This window comes from Singulisphaera acidiphila DSM 18658 (genome assembly GCF_000242455.2).
Lineage (GTDB): Bacteria > Planctomycetota > Planctomycetia > Isosphaerales > Isosphaeraceae > Singulisphaera > Singulisphaera acidiphila.
Map to the genome: position 1 here is coordinate 1,898,158 of NC_019892.1, position 17,487 is coordinate 1,915,644.

General features: G+C 63.1%; 11 protein-coding genes. 3 read left to right on the top strand and 8 right to left on the bottom strand.

From position 1 onward, the window contains the following. Window positions 1-7 precede the first annotated feature (7 nt). From SINAC_RS07380 to SINAC_RS07415, 8 genes are all read right to left on the bottom strand, one after another. Window positions 8-1,273: a glycosyltransferase family 4 protein gene (locus SINAC_RS07380; protein ID WP_015245057.1), complete on the bottom strand. Its 1,266-nt coding sequence runs from the start codon at window positions 1,271-1,273 to the stop codon at window positions 8-10. Next, complete coding sequence (locus SINAC_RS07385) at window positions 1,270-2,385, bottom strand: glycosyltransferase family 4 protein (RefSeq protein ID WP_015245058.1); 1,116 nt, start codon at window positions 2,383-2,385, stop codon at window positions 1,270-1,272. The genes SINAC_RS07380 and SINAC_RS07385 overlap by 4 nt, the downstream gene beginning before the upstream one ends. 280 nt (window positions 2,386-2,665) lie before the next feature. After that, complete coding sequence (locus tag SINAC_RS07390; protein WP_015245059.1) at window positions 2,666-3,685, bottom strand: acetyl-CoA carboxylase carboxyltransferase subunit alpha; 1,020 nt, start codon at window positions 3,683-3,685, stop codon at window positions 2,666-2,668. A gap of 82 nt (window positions 3,686-3,767) precedes the next feature. Beyond that, window positions 3,768-4,661, bottom strand: coding sequence for a serine/threonine protein kinase (locus tag SINAC_RS07395; protein WP_015245060.1), 894 nt, complete (start codon window positions 4,659-4,661; stop codon window positions 3,768-3,770). A gap of 488 nt (window positions 4,662-5,149) precedes the next feature. Next, complete coding sequence (locus tag SINAC_RS07400; protein ID WP_015245061.1) at window positions 5,150-6,436, bottom strand: glucose-1-phosphate adenylyltransferase; 1,287 nt, start codon at window positions 6,434-6,436, stop codon at window positions 5,150-5,152. Between the two features lie 319 nt (window positions 6,437-6,755). After that, window positions 6,756-7,079, bottom strand: a complete 324-nt coding sequence (locus SINAC_RS07405) for a DUF6793 family protein (protein WP_015245062.1) — start codon at window positions 7,077-7,079, stop codon at window positions 6,756-6,758. 267 nt (window positions 7,080-7,346) lie between these two features. Further along, a complete protein-coding gene (locus SINAC_RS07410; protein ID WP_015245063.1) occupies window positions 7,347-8,690 on the bottom strand; it encodes an efflux RND transporter periplasmic adaptor subunit in 1,344 nt (447 codons plus the stop codon). 426 nt (window positions 8,691-9,116) lie between these two features. Next, on the bottom strand, window positions 9,117-9,503 hold the full coding sequence (locus tag SINAC_RS07415; protein WP_015245064.1) for a hypothetical protein: 387 nt from the start codon (window positions 9,501-9,503) through the stop codon (window positions 9,117-9,119). Window positions 9,504-9,819: 316 nt separating this feature from the next. Here SINAC_RS07415 and SINAC_RS07420 point away from each other — a divergent pair, with 316 nt between their 5' ends. The 3 genes from SINAC_RS07420 to SINAC_RS07430 all read left to right on the top strand — a co-directional run bounded on the left by SINAC_RS07420 (window position 9,820) and on the right by SINAC_RS07430 (window position 17,459). Continuing rightward, window positions 9,820-11,193 carry a DUF1501 domain-containing protein gene (locus tag SINAC_RS07420; RefSeq protein ID WP_015245065.1) on the top strand — a complete coding sequence of 458 codons (1,374 nt, stop codon included), beginning with the start codon at window positions 9,820-9,822 and terminating at the stop codon, window positions 11,191-11,193. A gap of 69 nt (window positions 11,194-11,262) precedes the next feature. Then, window positions 11,263-13,719 carry a DUF1553 domain-containing protein gene (locus tag SINAC_RS07425; RefSeq protein ID WP_015245066.1) on the top strand — a complete coding sequence of 819 codons (2,457 nt, stop codon included), beginning with the start codon at window positions 11,263-11,265 and terminating at the stop codon, window positions 13,717-13,719. 95 nt (window positions 13,720-13,814) lie between these two features. Further along, window positions 13,815-17,459, top strand: coding sequence for a c-type cytochrome domain-containing protein (locus SINAC_RS07430; protein ID WP_015245067.1), 3,645 nt, complete (start codon window positions 13,815-13,817; stop codon window positions 17,457-17,459). Window positions 17,460-17,487 lie beyond the last annotated feature (28 nt).

Consider the following 17,487-nt stretch of genomic DNA (forward strand, 5'->3'; position numbering starts at 1 on the left):
AATCCGTTCACGCGGCGATTGTTTCCTCAAGGAGCGAGGCGGTGAGCTGCTCGGCCATCCGGGCCAGGCGATAGGCGTCGTGGGAGGATCCGGCGATCCCCTTGGCCTGGCTCGAGGCGCGAACGAGCAGCCGCTCGATCCGGGGCAGGATGGCGTCGAGATGAAAGTCGCGCCAGGCGGCCGTGGCACCTCGGCGGGCCAGCGGTTGCAGGTCGATCCGCCGCTCGATGACCTCGGCAAAGACGCGGGCGAACGATTCCGGCGTGCGCTCGGCCTTCAAGCAATGAACCCCATGAACCAGCCATTCCGCGATCCCGCAACGACGGGAGATGATCGGTACGCAGCCGCGCGCCACGGCCTCGAGCGGGACGAGTCCAAACGGCTCGCGTTCGAGTGTGGGGAAGGCGAACAGGTCATAGTCGCGATAGGCCTCGAGCAGGAGTGCGTGGGGGAGCACCCCCTGGAGGATCACATGGTTCGAGAGGTGGAGCGAATGGATCATCGAGGCGAGGTCGGGCTGATGGACCTTGCCGTAGATGTGGACCGAGAAGTCGTCGTGGCCGGCGTCGCGGAGCCGGGCGGCTGCTTCGATCAGGACATCGGTTCCTTTCCAACGCGCCACCTGGCCGGCAGTCATGATGCGCAGGTGGCCGCCGCGATAGAAGTCGCGCCGGTTTTCTCCGCAAGTCCCGGTGATCCAGTTGGGGATGGTTTCGACGTGGCCTTGGAGCCTGATCCCGCCGACCTCGATCTCCCGGCGGAGTTGGTCGCTGACCACGATGAAATGACCGCGAATATGCTGTGAGAAGGCTTCGGCCAGCCCTGGGATCACGCGCTGACGCGTGCTGCAGAGGTGGTGCGGGACCCGATCGCCGAGCTGCCAGACCCAGGGGATGTCGAGGAACTGGAGGCAGGCCATCAGGCCGAACCCACCGAGACCGGTAATGGCGCAGACGTAAACGACGTCGGGCTGAAACTCGTCGAGGACGGTGGTCAGGGCATGCACGTTGTAGGCGCTGACGAGTCGCGACTCCGCCTCGTCCCGGCGAAAGGCGAACGGACTCATCCCCATCCCGTTCTCCGACCACTCATCGATCAGCTTGAGCCGGCGGAGAACATGAGCGGGTGAGGCCACCGGGAGTCGTGGAGCGGCGGTCAGGACCCGGACGTCGTGGCCGCGATCGCGGAGTGCGTCGACGACGTCGGCGCATGCAAGCTCGTAACCGCCAATGAAGTCGGGGGGGTAGAGATTGCTGAGCGCCAGGATTTTCACGCGGCCGCCTCCCGGTATTTCGCAACCAACTCCTGATAGACGTCCCACATCTTCTGCCCCGCGACTCGGAGGTCGTACTCTTCCAGGACGACCTCACGGCCACGGCGGCCCATCCGTTCGACGAGTTCCGGGTCTTCCGAGAGTCGGCGCAAGGTTTCAGTCAACTGATCGAGGCGATCGTAGACGAACCCGGTCTCCCCTTCGCGGACGAACTCGGGCATCGCGCCGACCCGTGAGCAAATGGCGGGCGTACCGGCCGCCATCGATTCCAGGAGGGTCAGGCCCATCAGCTCCGGAGCGACGTGATTACCGCCGAAGCAATCCTGGTAGACGGACGGGAGCACGGTGACCCAGGACCGGTGATAGAGGTCGCGGATCGTGGCGTCGTCGGCGTCGGTGATGAACTCGACCGCTTTGCCCTGCTCGATCGCCATGTTGGAGATCAGCCAGGCGTAGTCTTTGTGCGTGGGTCGGCCGCAGACGGTCAGTCGAAGCCCCTGTGGAAGGGCCGTGATGAGTTGATCGATCCCCTTGTGCGGGAGTAGGCGTCCCACGTAGAGCACGCGGTCACGCTCGGTCGGGAGTGGAGCCGGCGCGAAGGCCGAAGCGTCGACGCCTCCCTTGACGATTGCGATCGGGGTTTTAGTCCAGTAGAGCGAGGCGCCGAAGTCGGAGTAGGCGATGATCCGATCGGCCAGCTCGAGGCTCCCGAGGTTCAGGCCGATCGTACTGGCCGTACCCCCGTGGTCGGTCATGCAGAGCGGCTTGTGCTGCTGCTTGGCCGCCAGGATGCCGAGCTCGCTCGATCGGGTGAACGGGGAGTGGATGTGCACGAGGTCGGCATCGGCGAGCGCAGCGGGAAGTTCCCACGAGGCGACGTTCGTCCGATCGCCGGGTCGATTGGCAATTTGTAGGACTCGGAGCGTCACCCCGGGGCGGAGCGTTCTCCGTTCGGACTTTTCGCCGTAGGAGATCAACTCAACGGTGCAGGATCCTCCCGACGCTTCGACGATTCCGGTGGCCAGGTTCAAAGGGTAACGTTCCCCTCCCCCCAGGCACGACTGCTCGTCGAAATAGAGCGGAGTCAGATAAGCGATCTTCCTCAGGCTCATAGGGTCCACCTCATCCTCGGCGCGGCCGTCTTATGGTGCGAACCAGGCGCATGGATTGCGCCGGCGGCACTGGTGTCGTGGGCGTTCCGGGTGGTCTCGAATGGGGGGGCGTCGAGGGGGTTGGCGGGCTTTCTAACAGAGGGGGGCCGAAGGGTCAAGGCCGGTCGAATCGGCCTCGGGCGACCTGCTCCTGTGTGAAGGCGCAGGCCGACGACCGGTCCACCGGAGTGGTGGACCGGTTGAGGCTTGGAAAAAAAAAGGGGAGCGTGAAGGGCAAAGCTCAGCGGCTGGCTTCGGGAAGGCCGTTGAGCTCGATTCCCCCCTCGTTGAAAACGCCCATCCGGCGGAACTTGTCGTAGCGGCGCTGGAGGAGGTCCGTGCGGGGCTGATCGGCCAGTTCGCGGAGCGACCGGATCAGGTAGGACTTCAAATTGGCGGCGGCCTCGCGATGGTCGCGGTGGGCACCTCCGAGTGGCTCGGCGATGGCGTCGTCGATGATTCCGAGCCGGAGCAAGTCGCGGCTGGTCATCTTCAACGCTTCGGCGGCCCGGGGAGCGTGCTCGTTCGACTTCCAGAGGATGGTGGCGCACCCTTCGGGGCTGATGACCGAGTAATAAGCGTGCTCGAGCATCGCCAGCCGGTCACCGATTCCGATTCCGAGTGCTCCGCCCGACCCCCCTTCGCCGATCACGACGCAGATGATCGGCGTGTCAAGCTGGCTCATCACCATGAGGTTCTCGGCAATGATCGCGGCCTGACCGCGTTCTTCGGCGGCGATGCCGGGGTATGCGCCGGGGGTGTCGATGAAGGTGATGATCGGCAGGCCGTACTTGGCGGCCATTTTCATCTTCACCAGGGCTTTGCGATACCCCTCGGGATGGGCGCAGCCGAAGTTGCAGGCCGTCCGTTCGAGGAGATTCTTCCCCTTCTGATGCCCGACGAACATCACCTTGGACTCGCCGAGATGGGCGAGGCCGGTGACGATCGCCTTGTCGTCGCCGATCGCACGGTCGCCGTGGAGCTCAACGAACTGATCGAAGATCAGGTCGACGTAGTCGCGCGTCTGAGGGCGGCTGGGCAAGCGCGAGACCTGCACCGTCTGCCAGGCTTCGAGGTTGGCGTAAATCGTGCGCTTGAGATTCGCCAGTTCGCGGCGGAGACGACGGATCTGCTCGGCGATCGCCGAGGAATCCACTCCGGTTCGATTCTTTGAGTAGCCGACCTCCATTTCGGCCAGGCGCGCTTCCATTTCATAGATCTGCGCCTCGAACGGGAGCCGGTACTCGCTTGGGCTGGCCATTGGCGGAAACGTCCTTCAGCGATCGATCAGTCTCATCCGACAAACCAAGACCAGGCCACGTATGATGGTTGGACCGCCCGACTTACATCGAGAAGCCGTTATTCGCTACGGGGGCTGGGTCGTCCTTGAAGATTCGGGTCCGCCGGAATCGACTCAGAAACTCCTCGAAATCCGCCAAGCGATCGGTCGTCCGCTTCTGGAGCATCGCCAGAACGAGGTCGTTGAACTCGGGAGTAATCGACTTGTTATGAGCCGTGAGCGGGAGCGGGCGGTCACTCAGGTGCTTATTCAAAAGTTCCGAGGTCGAGTTCGCCCGGAACGGCGGCCGTCCGCAAGTGATTTCATAGCAGGTGATCCCGAAGCTGTAAATATCGACCAACGGAGTCGGTGGCTCGCACCGGATCTGTTCGGGGGCCATGTAGCTGGGTGTCCCCTGCCTCGGCGCCTTGCTTCCCAGCATTTTGCGAAGGGCGCCGAACGGTTTCATCGCCAGGGCGTAGTCGATGACCCGCGTCTCTCCCGACTTGTTCACCAAGATATTCTCGGGCTTGATGTCCCGATGGACCCAGCCCTTCTGGTGAAAGAACAACAAGCCGGACGCCGCCTGGGTGATAATTCGGTGAAGCTGGCCCGTCGGCATGGGATAGACCGAGGGGCGTGCGATCGGCAGCTTGAGGTGAAACGAGGGAAAGTGGTCCATGACGAAGTAGGGTTGGACCGGGTCGCGGAAATATTCATGGACGTGGATCAAGTTGGGATGCCGCATCTGCATGCCCAAATTGGCCTCGAATGCGAATGCTTTCCGCTCTGACGAATCTTCGGCACGGGATTCAAGAAGGAGTTTCAGCGCGAACCGCTTCCCGGTCGACTCCTGGATGACCTCGACTACGACCGAAGTCGCGCCGGGGTGGAGCGTGCGGATCAAGCGGAACCCACCGATCTTCTCGCCACCGGCGATATTGGTATCCGCCGACACTGTTCGTCCTTCCACTCGCGGAAACAGAAAAGTGCGCGAGACGTACGGGCTGCTCGCGCCGCTGGCTCGATGCCGTCCATCAGTGGGAAGTTTATCAAAAGCGTGCGCCGCCGACAACTTGTGCAAATCGGAGGCCAACCGCCACCAGAGCCGTCACCCCGTCTGCTTCGGTCTTACCCTTCTCGAAACGCCTTGGCCTATGGCACCCAGGTCCCAAGTCCGGCGCTTTGGGCTCCGGGATCTCCTTTGATCAGGCTTGTCATGGTTTACCGAGGCGGGCTTGTCAACGGTTACGGGTGGGCCGGCTGTGCGTCTGGAAACGGCTGGACCGGCTGGGCCAGTCGTGCGACTGGGAGGGACCGAGAGATTCGACACTCCGTCGGTGTCGGTTCGCGAAGCCAGGAACGCCGGACAAGGACGAAGGGGGTGAACCCGTGTCGCGGCGTTCCCGGACGATGTTGAGAAGGCGAAGGTGGACCCCGCTCGTGTCAGATCACCAGTCGATCTTGGAGGATCGTATACTTGGGGATCACCACGATCTTATCGCGGATGACGTAATGGGGGGCGGCGTCGGAGTCGATCACGCCTGCCTCGTTGCGGATCCGGACGCCACGGCCGATCCGGGCGTTCTTGTCGATAATGGCATTCTCGATGATCGAGTCTGCACCCACGCCGACGCCCGGGCGGTTGGCCCGCGCGTTGTCTTCCAGGTGCCTGGTCTGTTCGTAGCTGTCCGCGCCCATGATGTAGGTGTTGCGAATCGTGACGTTCTCGGCGATCTGAGCGCGAACTCCGATCACGGAGTTCTCGATCACCGACCCTCGGCCGATCACGCAGCCGTCGGAGATCAGGCTGTTGTTGATGGTCACCCCTGAGAGCCGCGAACAAGGCAGGTATCTCGGGCGGGTGAAGATCGGGTGATCGCCGTAGGTAAAGTCAAACGGCGGGTTGTCGCTTGTCAGGTCGATGTTCGCCTTGTGGAAGGCACCCACGGTCCCGATATCTTCCCAGTAGCCGTCGAAGAGGTGGGACTGGACCCGGTGTGACTCGATCGCTTGCGGGAAGAGTTCCTTGCCGAAGTCGGTGGCATCTCCCGTGGCGAGCATCTGCACCAAGGTGGCTCGATTAAACAGATAGATGCCCATGCTTGCCAGGTAGGAACGCCCCTGCGACTGGATTCCGAGCCGCTCGAGCCAGTCGGGAGAAGTCCGGATCCGCTCGAGTTTCTCCGCTGTTTTTGGCTTCTCCTCGAAGTCTGTCACGCGCCCGCTCGTATCGATACGCATGATGCCGCACGATTTGGCTTCTTCCTCCGCCACCGGGAGCGCGGCGATGGTGACCTCCGCCTTGTTTTCCAGGTGGGTGCGGATCATGTCCTGGAAATCCATGCGATAGAGCTGGTCTCCGGAGAGGATCAGCACCAGGTCGTAACGATTCTCGGTGAAGTAGGGAATGTTTCGCCGGACGGCGTCGGCCGTTCCCTGATACCAGGTCTCGTGCTGCATCGTTTGCTGGGCCGCCAGCACCTCGACCATACCGCCGCCGAACGGGTCGAACTTGTAGGTATTGGCGATGTGGCGATGCAGGCTTACCGAGTTGAACTGGGTTAGGACGAAGATTTCGTTCAGGCCGGAATGGATGCAGTTGGAGATTGGGATGTCGATCAGGCGGTATTTGCCTGCGATGGGCACGGCGGGCTTGCTCCGCGACTTCGTGAGCGGATAGAGCCGAGTCCCCCGCCCTCCTCCCAGGATCAGACAAATCACCCGGCTCATGTTCTTTCCCCGACCGAAGATGAGGTGAGCGAACGGCTCGGCCCGGATTTCAATCCGTGCCGACTCGTTCGATGCGAACTGGAGTGCAATCGAAATACCGAAGTGTGACACACAAAAAAAAGAAGAGAGGTGAACTGTCGCCGAGCCACAGCGATCCGCCGGCTCGGCGACAGTTCCACCTCCCCTTCAATGGGCCGAAGCGATAACGTCTCGGAGTGATCTCTCCGTGGCTCTCTGTCGATTCAGGGGCGGGCGACGCACGCTCACCCGGTCCCTCTTTTTTTTTCGGATTCGGAAGCTGAACCCAATCGGAGTCAGTCTACCAGCCGGTTGCCATGTTCGACTCGATCGCCTTGCGAGCGCCGTCGAGGTCGCAACCGGTCTGCTGCATGTACAGGCGAACGGCGTGGAGTTTGTCTCCTTGTGCCTTGGCAAGGCAATCTCGAGCCGTGGCACAGGGATCCAGAGTCCCCTTCAGTCCCAGCAAATTCTTCGAGATCACCCAGGCGTCACGAGGACGGTGGCTAACCCGGAGAACCTCCTCGCTCGGGTAGTTGGCGCTGGCGAAGCCCCTTGCGGACGCCTCGTCGTCAACGCATGCAATCATGATGTGTGATGTGGTTTCCACCTCGTACAAGGGCATGATCGAACCCCTTTCTGGAAGTGAGTGAGCCAGGGGCCGTGCGCACCTGTGATTGGAGTGCGGCTCCTAAAGGCGATGGTACACCTCTGGTAAGGTCGGGTCAAATGCCTGGCGGTCGCCATTTTTTGATTGGCAGACGGTGGTGCCGCGCGTTTCAGGCGGTCGTGCGGGGTGGTCAGGCGCGTGGAGCAACGAGGACGCTCGAGACCGGTGATGCATCGGTTCATCTCCCGAATTTGCGAACGGCCTCGCTGCGGTTGGTTCAGGTCATTTCTCGGACGTGCCCGTGGCCACGGTCAGGGCGTCGTCGTAGAGCTGCGCGAGGATCAGACTGCCCAGGGTTACGATTTCTTCTCCCGGCTTCAGGCCGCTGCTGATGATGACCTTATCGTGGTTCTCCTGGGCGACCTCGATGACCCGGCGCTCGAATCGGTCGACCGTCTGGTTCTTGGAATCATTGTCGCTCGCCTCTCTCGGTTTGCGGACGAACACGTAGTCGTTGCCACCGGCCGAGACCATCGCCAGACGCGGGATTCGGGTCTGCCCAGCTTCGGGCGGAATATCAAGAATTGCCTTGACCAGCATGTCCGACTTTAGCCGGGCTCCAGGGTTCGGGATCGAGGCGCGAATCTTGACGGCGCGGGTTTCCTTGGAGACTTCGTTGGCGACGTACTGAACTTTGCCTTCGATCTTTTCCGCCAGGAAGGGGAACTGGATCTCCAGGGTCTGCCCCACCTTGACCTTGTCCTGGTCGAGCTCATAGACGTTGACCATCACCCAAAGATGGTCGAGTGGAGCAATGACCATAAGTACGGTGGATGTCTCGTAGAAGTTCTGTGGAACGACCTCACGCTCGATCACGATGCCGTCGACCGGCGAGACGAGCGTCATCTTGGCCTTGCTCTCGATGTTGCCGAACTGGGTTCCGGTGGGCTTGGCGTCGACCTTCGAGTCGACGTCGCGCAGGGGGCCGAGCAGCGGCTCAATTTCCTCGTTGGGAACCTTGAGGATCTGGAGTCGGTCGCGGGCGAGCGTGTACTCGAGTCGGGTCTTTTTCTCATCATTGATGGTGTCGACCCAGAGCTGTTTGGAGATCGCGCCGGTCTTGACCAACTCCTGCCTGAGGTTGAACAGCTTGAGATCATGCTGCCACTGAACATATTTTTCTTGGAAATCGCTCTTGGCGGCGGCCAGTTCGGTGCTGTGGAGCTCGACCAAGGGCTCCCCCTTCTTAACGGTCTGCCCGAGTGAGGCGTGGACCTGTTCGACAAGGGTGTCGAACCGGGGGCGAATCTTGGTGAGGGTGTCGGGGTCGTAGGCGGTTCGGCCGGTCAGCTCGAGTTGGATGGGGTCCGTCTGAGCCGAGACGGTGGTGACAGCGATGCCGAGTGCCCGCTCCTCCTCGGCGGTGAGCTTGATCTCATGGTTCCAGGGGTGATCGGCATCGACCTTGACCAGGTCCGCCTTCAAAACCGGTGCTTCCGTGGGGACAACGACATGTTCAACATGTTTTAAGGCCCCTTTGACGTAAGCCATGGATACCCCGCTCAGGTATACCGCTCCCCCCACTCCCGCGAAGGTCACGAGTGCGATCGTCGATTTCCAAAACATCGAGGTCGGTCTCCAGCGATCCGACCCCCCTACGCTGAGGGGCGGGGTCGGGCAAATTTGATCACGTAATTGAGTCAAGCCGGTACGTCGGGTCGTCGTCGCGAACCTCGAATTGCCGATCGCCGTGTTGAAGCGGACTCGATCGTTTGAAGGCCATTCGGAGCCGCTGCGACGGTACGACTCGTCGACCGAGCCACAAGGAAAGACCCCGTGGAATTAGGGACGGTTTGATCGGAGAAGGTCCGCGTCATGATTGGAAGAGCCATGGTCGCGCCGTCCTCTTTTTTCGACAGAGGGATGACGTTTTGCCGCGCTCGTGAATTTGCACCGCGCGGACCAGGGAGCGGTGTCGTTTTTATGGACCGACGGCCCCACGTTCGACGGGTTCAATGGGGCCGTCGAGAGGCTGGAGGAAGATGTGCACAATCAACAGCGCAAGTACAATCGCTGTACAAGAGGGGGGGATGCTCGTTCAACCGAGATCATGGCAGGGACGGCCGCCGACTCGATCGAGAGACAGAAGCCGTGGTCGGGAAACGCGACCAGGTCGAAGGCGAGGGTGCAGGCGTCGTCGCCTTCCTCCTCCACCTCGCCAATCGCCATGGAGAGCGTCAGGCAATCCAGGGGAGGCCGGTCAGATAAAACGTCAAGCAATTGGAGTTGATGACACGCTTCATCAAGCCTGATTTGTGAGCCGGGCGCGATCGATTGCGTCGCGCTTTCCATCGCCGAGAGCGCAAGCTGCCAGGGGAAGGCCAGGAGAAGGGCCAACCCGAGCGTAGTGCCGCGCAATTCTCGACGAGAAGTGATCACGGTTCATGGACTCGGTGAAACGGAAAGAAACACCTTCGGTAGGTTATCTAAACACCAATCCTACGCGATTGTTCCGGTTGCGTGAATAAGAAATCGTCCCGAACCACGCGATTCCCGTCCTAATTCATTACGAGTGAGGGGGGGCCACAGTGCGATCGGGCGACCCGAAGTTCGGCCGATTTCCGGGGAGTCGTTTTCGAAGGTGTCGCCCCCTTTGGTGGTTTGACCGACGGGATTGGAGCGGATAGCATTGGCGAATAACTCGAATCAAGACCAACCCCGCCGCTCAGTCCTCCTACCTACCGAGGGTTTCCGCATGATTCGCGTCGATGCCGACAAGTCGGTGCGTTTTTGCGATGGGCTGTCGCGCCGTGATTTCCTTCACGCCGGCTCACTGGCCTGTCTCGGACTCGGACTGCCCGGGCTCCAGGCCCTTGAGGCGCGGGGAGCGGTGGCAAAGCAGCGGGATATGAACTGTATCCTCCTCTTCCTGGTGGGCGGGCCCTCGCAGCTCGACACCTGGGATATGAAGCCGGACGCGCCAGAGGAGATTCGCGGTCCGTTCCGCCCGATCGAGACGAACGTCCCCGGGCTCTGGGTCTCGGAAATCTTTCCGAGGATGGCCCGGATGATGGACAAGGTGGCCCTGGTCCGCTCGGTGAACCACACGGCGGCGGCCGTCCATGACACCGGCCACCAGATGATGCAGACCGGTCGGCTCTTCACCGGGGGCATCGAACATCCTCACTATGGGAGTGCCCTGGCCAAGTTGAAGGGCCCTAACGGTGACACCCCCGCCCACGTTCTGCTCCCTCGGCCCATCGGTCCGACCGGCGGAAACATGCCCCATGGCCAGAGTGCGGGCTACCTCGGCAAGACGTTTGACCCCTTCGTTCTCAACGCCGATCCCAACGACAAGGCCTTCAAGGTGCCCGACCTGCTTCCGCCCGACTACGTCACGGCGGTCCGCGAGGCGCGCCGGCGGTCACTTCGCTCGGCGATCGATGGCGCGGTCGGCTCGTTCGAGGCGTCGGCCGACGCACGCTTGCTCGATGCCAACTTCGAGGGGGCGTTCAAACTGATGTCGAGCCCGGCCGCCCGCGAGGCGTTCGACTTGAAGTCGGAGCCCGAAGAACTTCGCGACCGCTACGGGCGGACCCGGTTCGGCCAGAGTTGCCTGCTGGCGCGTCGGTTGGTCGAGCGGGGAGTCCGGTTCGTTACGGTCAATATGTTTGAAACGGTCTTCAACGAGATCACCTGGGACATCCACGGCTCGGCTCCGTTCAGCCCGATCGAATGCTACAAGAACGAGGTTGGCCCCAACTTCGACAACGCCTTCACGGCCTTGCTCGGTGACCTCTCGAAGCGCGGGATGCTCGACAACACCATGATCCTGGCGTTCGGCGAGTTTGGCCGAACCCCCAAGGTGAACCCGGCGGGAGGTCGCGACCACCACCCTGCCTGCTGGACCTCCGTCTTCGCCGGGGGGCCCTTCAAGGGGGGGCAAGCGATCGGGGCGTCGGACGAGATCGGCTATGCTCCCAAGGATCGTCCGGTCACGCCCGCCGAGATCGCCGCCACGGTCTACCAAGGGCTTGGAATCAGCCTCGACACGGAGTTGCCGGGCCCGCAGAGCCGCCCTCTACGGATCGTCGACCACGGCGTCGAACCAATCAGCGAACTCTTTTAGTCGGGTACGTGTTTTTTTCTTCCCACCGACGGACTTGAGATCGAAGCCCCTGACCGAGGCCCCCACGCGATGCAACGTCGCCACCTTTGGACCGCGCTCTTCCTTCTCGGCGGGAGCGCTTTGACCACCGTTGGGGCCGAGATCCAACTCTTGCCCGCTGTCGCTCGTCTGGACGGCCCCAAGGCTCGTCAGCGATTCTTGGTCGAGGCGCACGATGGCCACGCCTTTGTTGGGGACCGCACCGGCGAGGCCCGCTTCACTGTGGGCGACCCCAAGGTGGCCGCCGTCTCGGCCGATGGCACCGTCACTCCGGTCGGCAATGGGCTGACCGAGGTCTCGGCGACCATCGACGGCCAGGTGGCACGGGCGAACATCTCGGTCGAGAACTTTGAACGCCCGACACGCTGGAGTTTTCAGAATCACGTCCTGTCGGTTCTGACCAAGGCCGGCTGCAACTCGGGAGCCTGCCACGGGGCGGCGGCAGGGAAGAATGGGTTCCGGTTGACGTTGCGAGGCTATGGGCCCGAGGTCGATTTCGACGTCCTGACCCGCCAGGCGTCGGGGCGTCGGATCGTCAAGACCGCGCCGGCGGAGAGCCTCCTCCTGCTCAAGCCGACCGGGGCCCTCGAGCATGGTGGCGGGGTCAAGTTCTCGACCGACTCACTCGAATATCGCGTGATCGCCGAGTGGATCGCGGCGGGGACCCCGAGGCCAAGGGCCGACGATCCGACGATCGTCTCGCTCGCGGTCGTTCCCGAGTCGGTCCTCCTCAAGCCGGCCCAGGCCCAGCAAGTCTTGGTCCAGGCCCGTTTCTCCGATGGGCACGTCGAGGACGTCACGCGCTGGGCCAAGTTCGCCAGCACCGACGACACCGTGGCCAAGGTGGATGAACAAGGGAAGGTCAAGGTCGAGGGGCACGGCGAGGCGGCCATCACGGTCTGGTACGCCAGCCGGGTCCAGCGGACCACGGTCATCTCCCCTTACGAGGCCAAGATCGATCCGACCGTCTTTGCTGCTGCTCTTCGCCTGAATCCGATCGACGAGAAGAACCTGGCCAAGCTCAAGGCGCTGAGCATTCCCCCCTCCCCCGACGCCGGCGATGCCGCATTTCTCCGCCGCGCCTCGCTCGACGCGACCGGCACCTTGCCCCCGGCCGAGCAGGTTGAGGCGTTCCTTGCCGACGCCGACCCGAAGAAGCGAGAGAAGCTTGTCACGCGACTGCTGGCCAGCCCGGAGTTTGTCGACTACTGGGCCTACAAGTGGTCCGACCTGCTCCTGGTCTCCTCGAATACGCTGCCGCCGCCGGCGATGTGGTCCTTTTATCGGTTCGTTCGCAAGAGCGTGGCCGACAACGTCCCCTGGGACCAGTTTGCCCGCTCGATTGTGACGGCCAAGGGAAGCAGCCTGAACAACGGCGCAGCCAATTACTTTGCGCTCCACCGCGACCCGATCGACTTGACCGAAAGCTCGAGCATGGCCTTCCTCGGCATGTCGCTCACCTGCGCTCGCTGCCACAACCATCCGATGGAGAAGTGGACCCAGGACCAGTACTACGGAGTCGCGAGTCTCTTCTCCCGGGTTCAGCTCAAGGATGGCGGGGCCGTGGGCGACGTGGTGGTCATGGCCTCTCCCGAAGGGGAGACCCGGCACCCGAGGTCCGGCGTGATCATGCCCCCCCGCCCTCTCGACGGTCAGCCCCTCGCCCTCGACTGGCGAGGCGATCGCCGCGAGGCGTTCGCCGACTGGTTAGGGCAAGCTGATAACCCCTATTTCGCGCGGGCGATCGTCAACCGGGTCTGGAGGAATTTCTTCGGCCGCGGTCTGATCGACCCCGAGGATGACCTGCGAGCCACCAACCCCGCCAGTGACGAGCCCCTGATGGACTGGCTGGTCGCCGATTTCCTCGCACACAAATATGACGTCAAGCATTTGATTCAGACGATCATGAGCTCGGCCGCGTACGCACGCTCCAGCGTTCCGGTATCGGGCCAGCCGGCGGATCCGAAATACCTCAGCCACTACCCGGTCAAGCGACTCCCGGCTGAAGTCATCCTCGACGCGATCGCCCGCGTGGCCGAGGTTCCCACTCCGTTCGCGGGCTATCCCGAGGGGTGGCGGAGCCTGCAACTGCCTGACACCAAGATCCAGAGCACGTTCCTGAGCTCATTCGGCCGGCCGGAGCGAATCAGCACTTGCTCGTGCGAACGCTCTTCGGAGCCGTCCATGTCGCAGGCCCTACACCTGGCCAACGGGACCACGATCAACGAGAAGCTGCGTCACGACACCAGCGCGATTTCCAAAGCGCTGGCCGCCAAAGCCAGCGACGACGAGATTATTGCCGGTCTCTTCCGGGCCGCGTTGACTCGCCGGCCCACCGAGGGCGAACGGCAGCGGCTCACGGCCATCTTGCAGGAGGCCGTGACCGGGCTGTCCGACCCCAAGGAAGCGGCGACGGCGAGGCGGCAGGCGATCGAGGACCTCTACTGGGCCACTCTGACGGGTAACGAGTTCTTGTTCAATCACTGAGCATGTGCGCGATTGTCTGTCGTGCTCGCCTTGCAAGACACAATCACACGCGATTTGAGACGTGCGCCGCTCGATCGACCCGGACCGAGGTGATCATGTTCCGACTCTCCTTCTCCCTGCTCCTCCTGCTGCAAGCCGTTACGGCGCGTGGCGACGAGGCGACCGCCCCGGTCAGTTTTCGCGAGCAGGTCGCGCCCATCCTGGTCAGGTCGTGCCTGGGATGCCATAACGCGAAGAAGGCGGAAGGCGGGCTGAACATGGCCACCTTCGCCTTGCTCCAAAAAGGGGGGGAGTCGGGCGGAGAGCTGATCCTCGAACCCGGTGATCCCGAGGCCAGCCAGTTAGTCGAACTGATCCGTCCGGGCGCGACCCCCCGGATGCCGTACAAGCAACCTCCGCTGAGCGACGCCCAGATCAAGACGCTGGAACGCTGGGTCAAGGAAGGGGCCAAGTTTGACGGACCGTCTGAAACGGAGACTCCGATCGCCTCGCTGGTCGATCCCCTTCGCGGACTTCGGCAAGTCGCTCTCGAGGCACCGGTCGCCGAGGCCTTGACCGCGCTCGCCTATTCTCCCGACGGCAAATTTCTAGCCGCTGCGGCCGGTCGAAACGTGCTCCTGTTCGGGGCCGAGACGGGAAAGATCGAAGCAACCCTCTCAGGACACCCCGGACCCTTGACGACGGTACGGATCAGTCCGGACGGGCGGACCTTGATTGCGGCGGGAGGCCGTCCCGGCATCGATGGAAGCATCACGGTCTGGGACCTCGCCACCAAGTCGAAACGCCATGAGATTCAAGGGCATAAGGACTCGATCCTGGATGCCGCGTTCGCTCCGGACAGCAGGCGGCTGGCGACTGCATCCTATGATCGCGAGATCAAGCTCTGGGACCTGAATGAAGGCAAGGAGCTGCGCACACTCAAGGACCACACCGACGCGGTCTACGCGGTGGCCTTTGCCCCTAACGGCGCCTTGTTGGCCTCGGCCGGCGCCGATCGGACGGTCAAGCTCTGGGACGTTCCCTCGGGCCGGCGGCTCAAGACGCTCTCCGACGCCACCGCCGAACTCTACTCGGTCACGTTCGGGCCGGGTGGGGAGACGGTCATGGCCGGAGGCGTCGATCGCTCGATCCACCTGTGGCGGGTCGCGCAGCAGGATGCGTCCCTGGTCAAATCGGTCTTTGCACACGATGCCGCGATCCTTCGTCTCGTCGTCTTGGCCGACGGTAAGACCCTGGTTTCCAGCGGCGAGGACAACGACGTCAAGCTCTGGGACCTCCCCACTCTCACGACTCGCAAGGCGCTGAGCGAGCAGGCGGATTGGCCTCAAGGACTTGCCCTGAGCCCTGACGGGCTGCGAGTGGCGGTCGGGCGATTCGACGGCTCGCTCTCGTTCTACGAGACGACGACCGGCAAACCGATCGTGACGATGAACAAGCCTGCCGACGCTGTTGCGCCGGCCAAGCCGCAGCTCGTTCGGAACGCAACGCTCAACCCGCCCAGTCCTCGGAGTGCGGTTCGCGGCACGAGCGTGCGGATGGTCTTGACCGGAATCGGGGCTGGAAATTCCACGTCGATCGTTTTCACCGAGCCTGGTTTGACCGGCACGCTCGTCCGAGCGGCGAAGCCGGACCCGAACCGCCTGGAGGTTGACCTCGTTGTCGCGGCCGATGCGCGGGTGGGAACCCATCGCCTGGGCCTGATCACGCCGCTGGGCGTCTCTTTGTTCCAGTCATTGATCATCTCGGCACGCCCTGACGTTGCGGAGCTCGACCCCAAAGACGAGGCACTCGGTGCCAAGTCGTTCTCGGTTCCAGCGACCTTGACGGGTGTGATCGAACGCCCGGGCGACGTCGATCGGTTCCGGTTCGAGGCCAAGGCCGGCGACCAACTTGTGATCGAGATGCAGGCCAAATCCCTGGGGTCGCCGCTCTTCGGACTCGTGACCCTGGAGGATGACGCGGGGCACGTCCTCGGGGAATCGGCCCCGGTTGAAGGCGCGGGCGATCCCCGGTTGAACGTCACGATTCCCCGCGACGGCCATGTCCATCTGAAAGTGACCGACGCCGACTATGCAGGGTCGCCGGGCCACTTTTATCGGATCGAGGTCGGTCAACTTCCTTACTTGACGGATCTGTTCCCACTGGGAGTCGAGCGCGGTCGCCAATCAACGATCCAGGTGCAGGGAGCGAACCTGCAAGGATTCTCGACGGTTTCGATGACGACCGAGGCAGCGGCCGAGCTTGGTTCGATGCCCGCGGTCGCGGTCGTGCTTCCTGATGGAACGAGCCCGGTGAATCGACGGACTATCGTGGTCGGCGAGGGTCGGCAAGGGGTCGAGTCGTCGGAGAACGACCGCGCCGATCGCGCGGAGCCCGTTGCGGTTCCCGGTGGAGTGTCGGGCCGAATTGAACGTGCCGGCGATGTCGACCACTTCCGATTCGAGGCCAAGAAGGGGGAGCGGCTTATCCTCGAGGTCTTTGGCCGCCGCCTGGGGACGTCGATCGACTCGGCCTTGGAGATCCTGGACGAGAAAGGGGTCGCGGTGCCGCGGGCGGTGCTTCGTCCGTTGGACCAGACCGAGGTCGCCTTTCGCGAGCACGATTCCAGCAAGCCGGGGATCCGCCTGACGCGGTGGGGGAACCTGGCCGTCGGCGATTACGTCTTGATTGGCCGGGAACTGACCCGGATCCGGTTGTTACCGCGCAACCCGGACGACGATTGCACCTTCTGGAACGAGCGGGGCCAGCGGGTTGCCTTCCTCGGGACGACCCCCGAGCATCATCCGATGTCTCAGCCTATCTACAAAGTCTCCATCCATCCCCCGGGCACCCTCTTTCCCCCGGGAGGGGTGTCACCGGTCACCCTGACCTATCGCAACGACGACGGCGGGCCCGACTCCTTGAAGGATTCCCGACTGACGTTCGACCCGCCTGCCGACGGCGTCTACGTCGTCCGCATCGAGGATGTGAGGGGGCTCGGCGGGGAGTCGTTCGGCTACCACCTGCTCGTTCGCAAGCCCCGCCCCCGGTTCCAGCTTTCACTCAGTACCGAGAATCCGAGCGTCCCGCGTGGGGGGACGACGCTCGTGACGGCAACGATTTCACGGTTCGATGGATTCGAGGGCCCGGTGGACTTGACGGTGGACGGACTCCCCCCTGGCCTGACCGCGACCCCCTCGCGAATCGAACCCGAGGATTTCTCGGCGAGCATTGGCCTGTCGGCCGATGCCTCTGCGCCGGCCTATTCTCCCCCCACCTGGCGGGTGACGGGGCGAGCGAAGCCGGCTTCTAGTACGAGCTTGGCTGAGGGCGATCTGGTGCAAGTCGTCGACCCGGGCGGGGCGGCCGGTGGCTGGATCGTCGTCTCGCCGGAGCCGAATCTCAGGGTCGAGGCCGCGCCCTCGCGGCTGCGAATCCAGCCTGGGCAGGAGGTCACGATGAGCTTGACGGTCAAGCGCGCCCCTCAATTTGCGGGCCGAGTGCCGATCGAGATCCGCAACCTGCCCCAGGGCGTTCGCGTCCTGAACGTTGGGCTCAACGGAGTCTTGATCACCGAGACGCAGACGGAACGCACCATTTCCCTCTACGCCGAACCGTGGGCCACTGCCACGGAGCGGCCGTTCTACGCCGTGGGTAAAGCCGAAGCGGCCGGGACTGAGCACAGCTCTGCGCCGATCGACTTGATCGTCGGCTCCGGCGGTGGGAGCCCCCAGATCTCCTCCACGGCAAAGCCGCGCTGAGCGGATCGTCGCGATTCACAACTGGAAT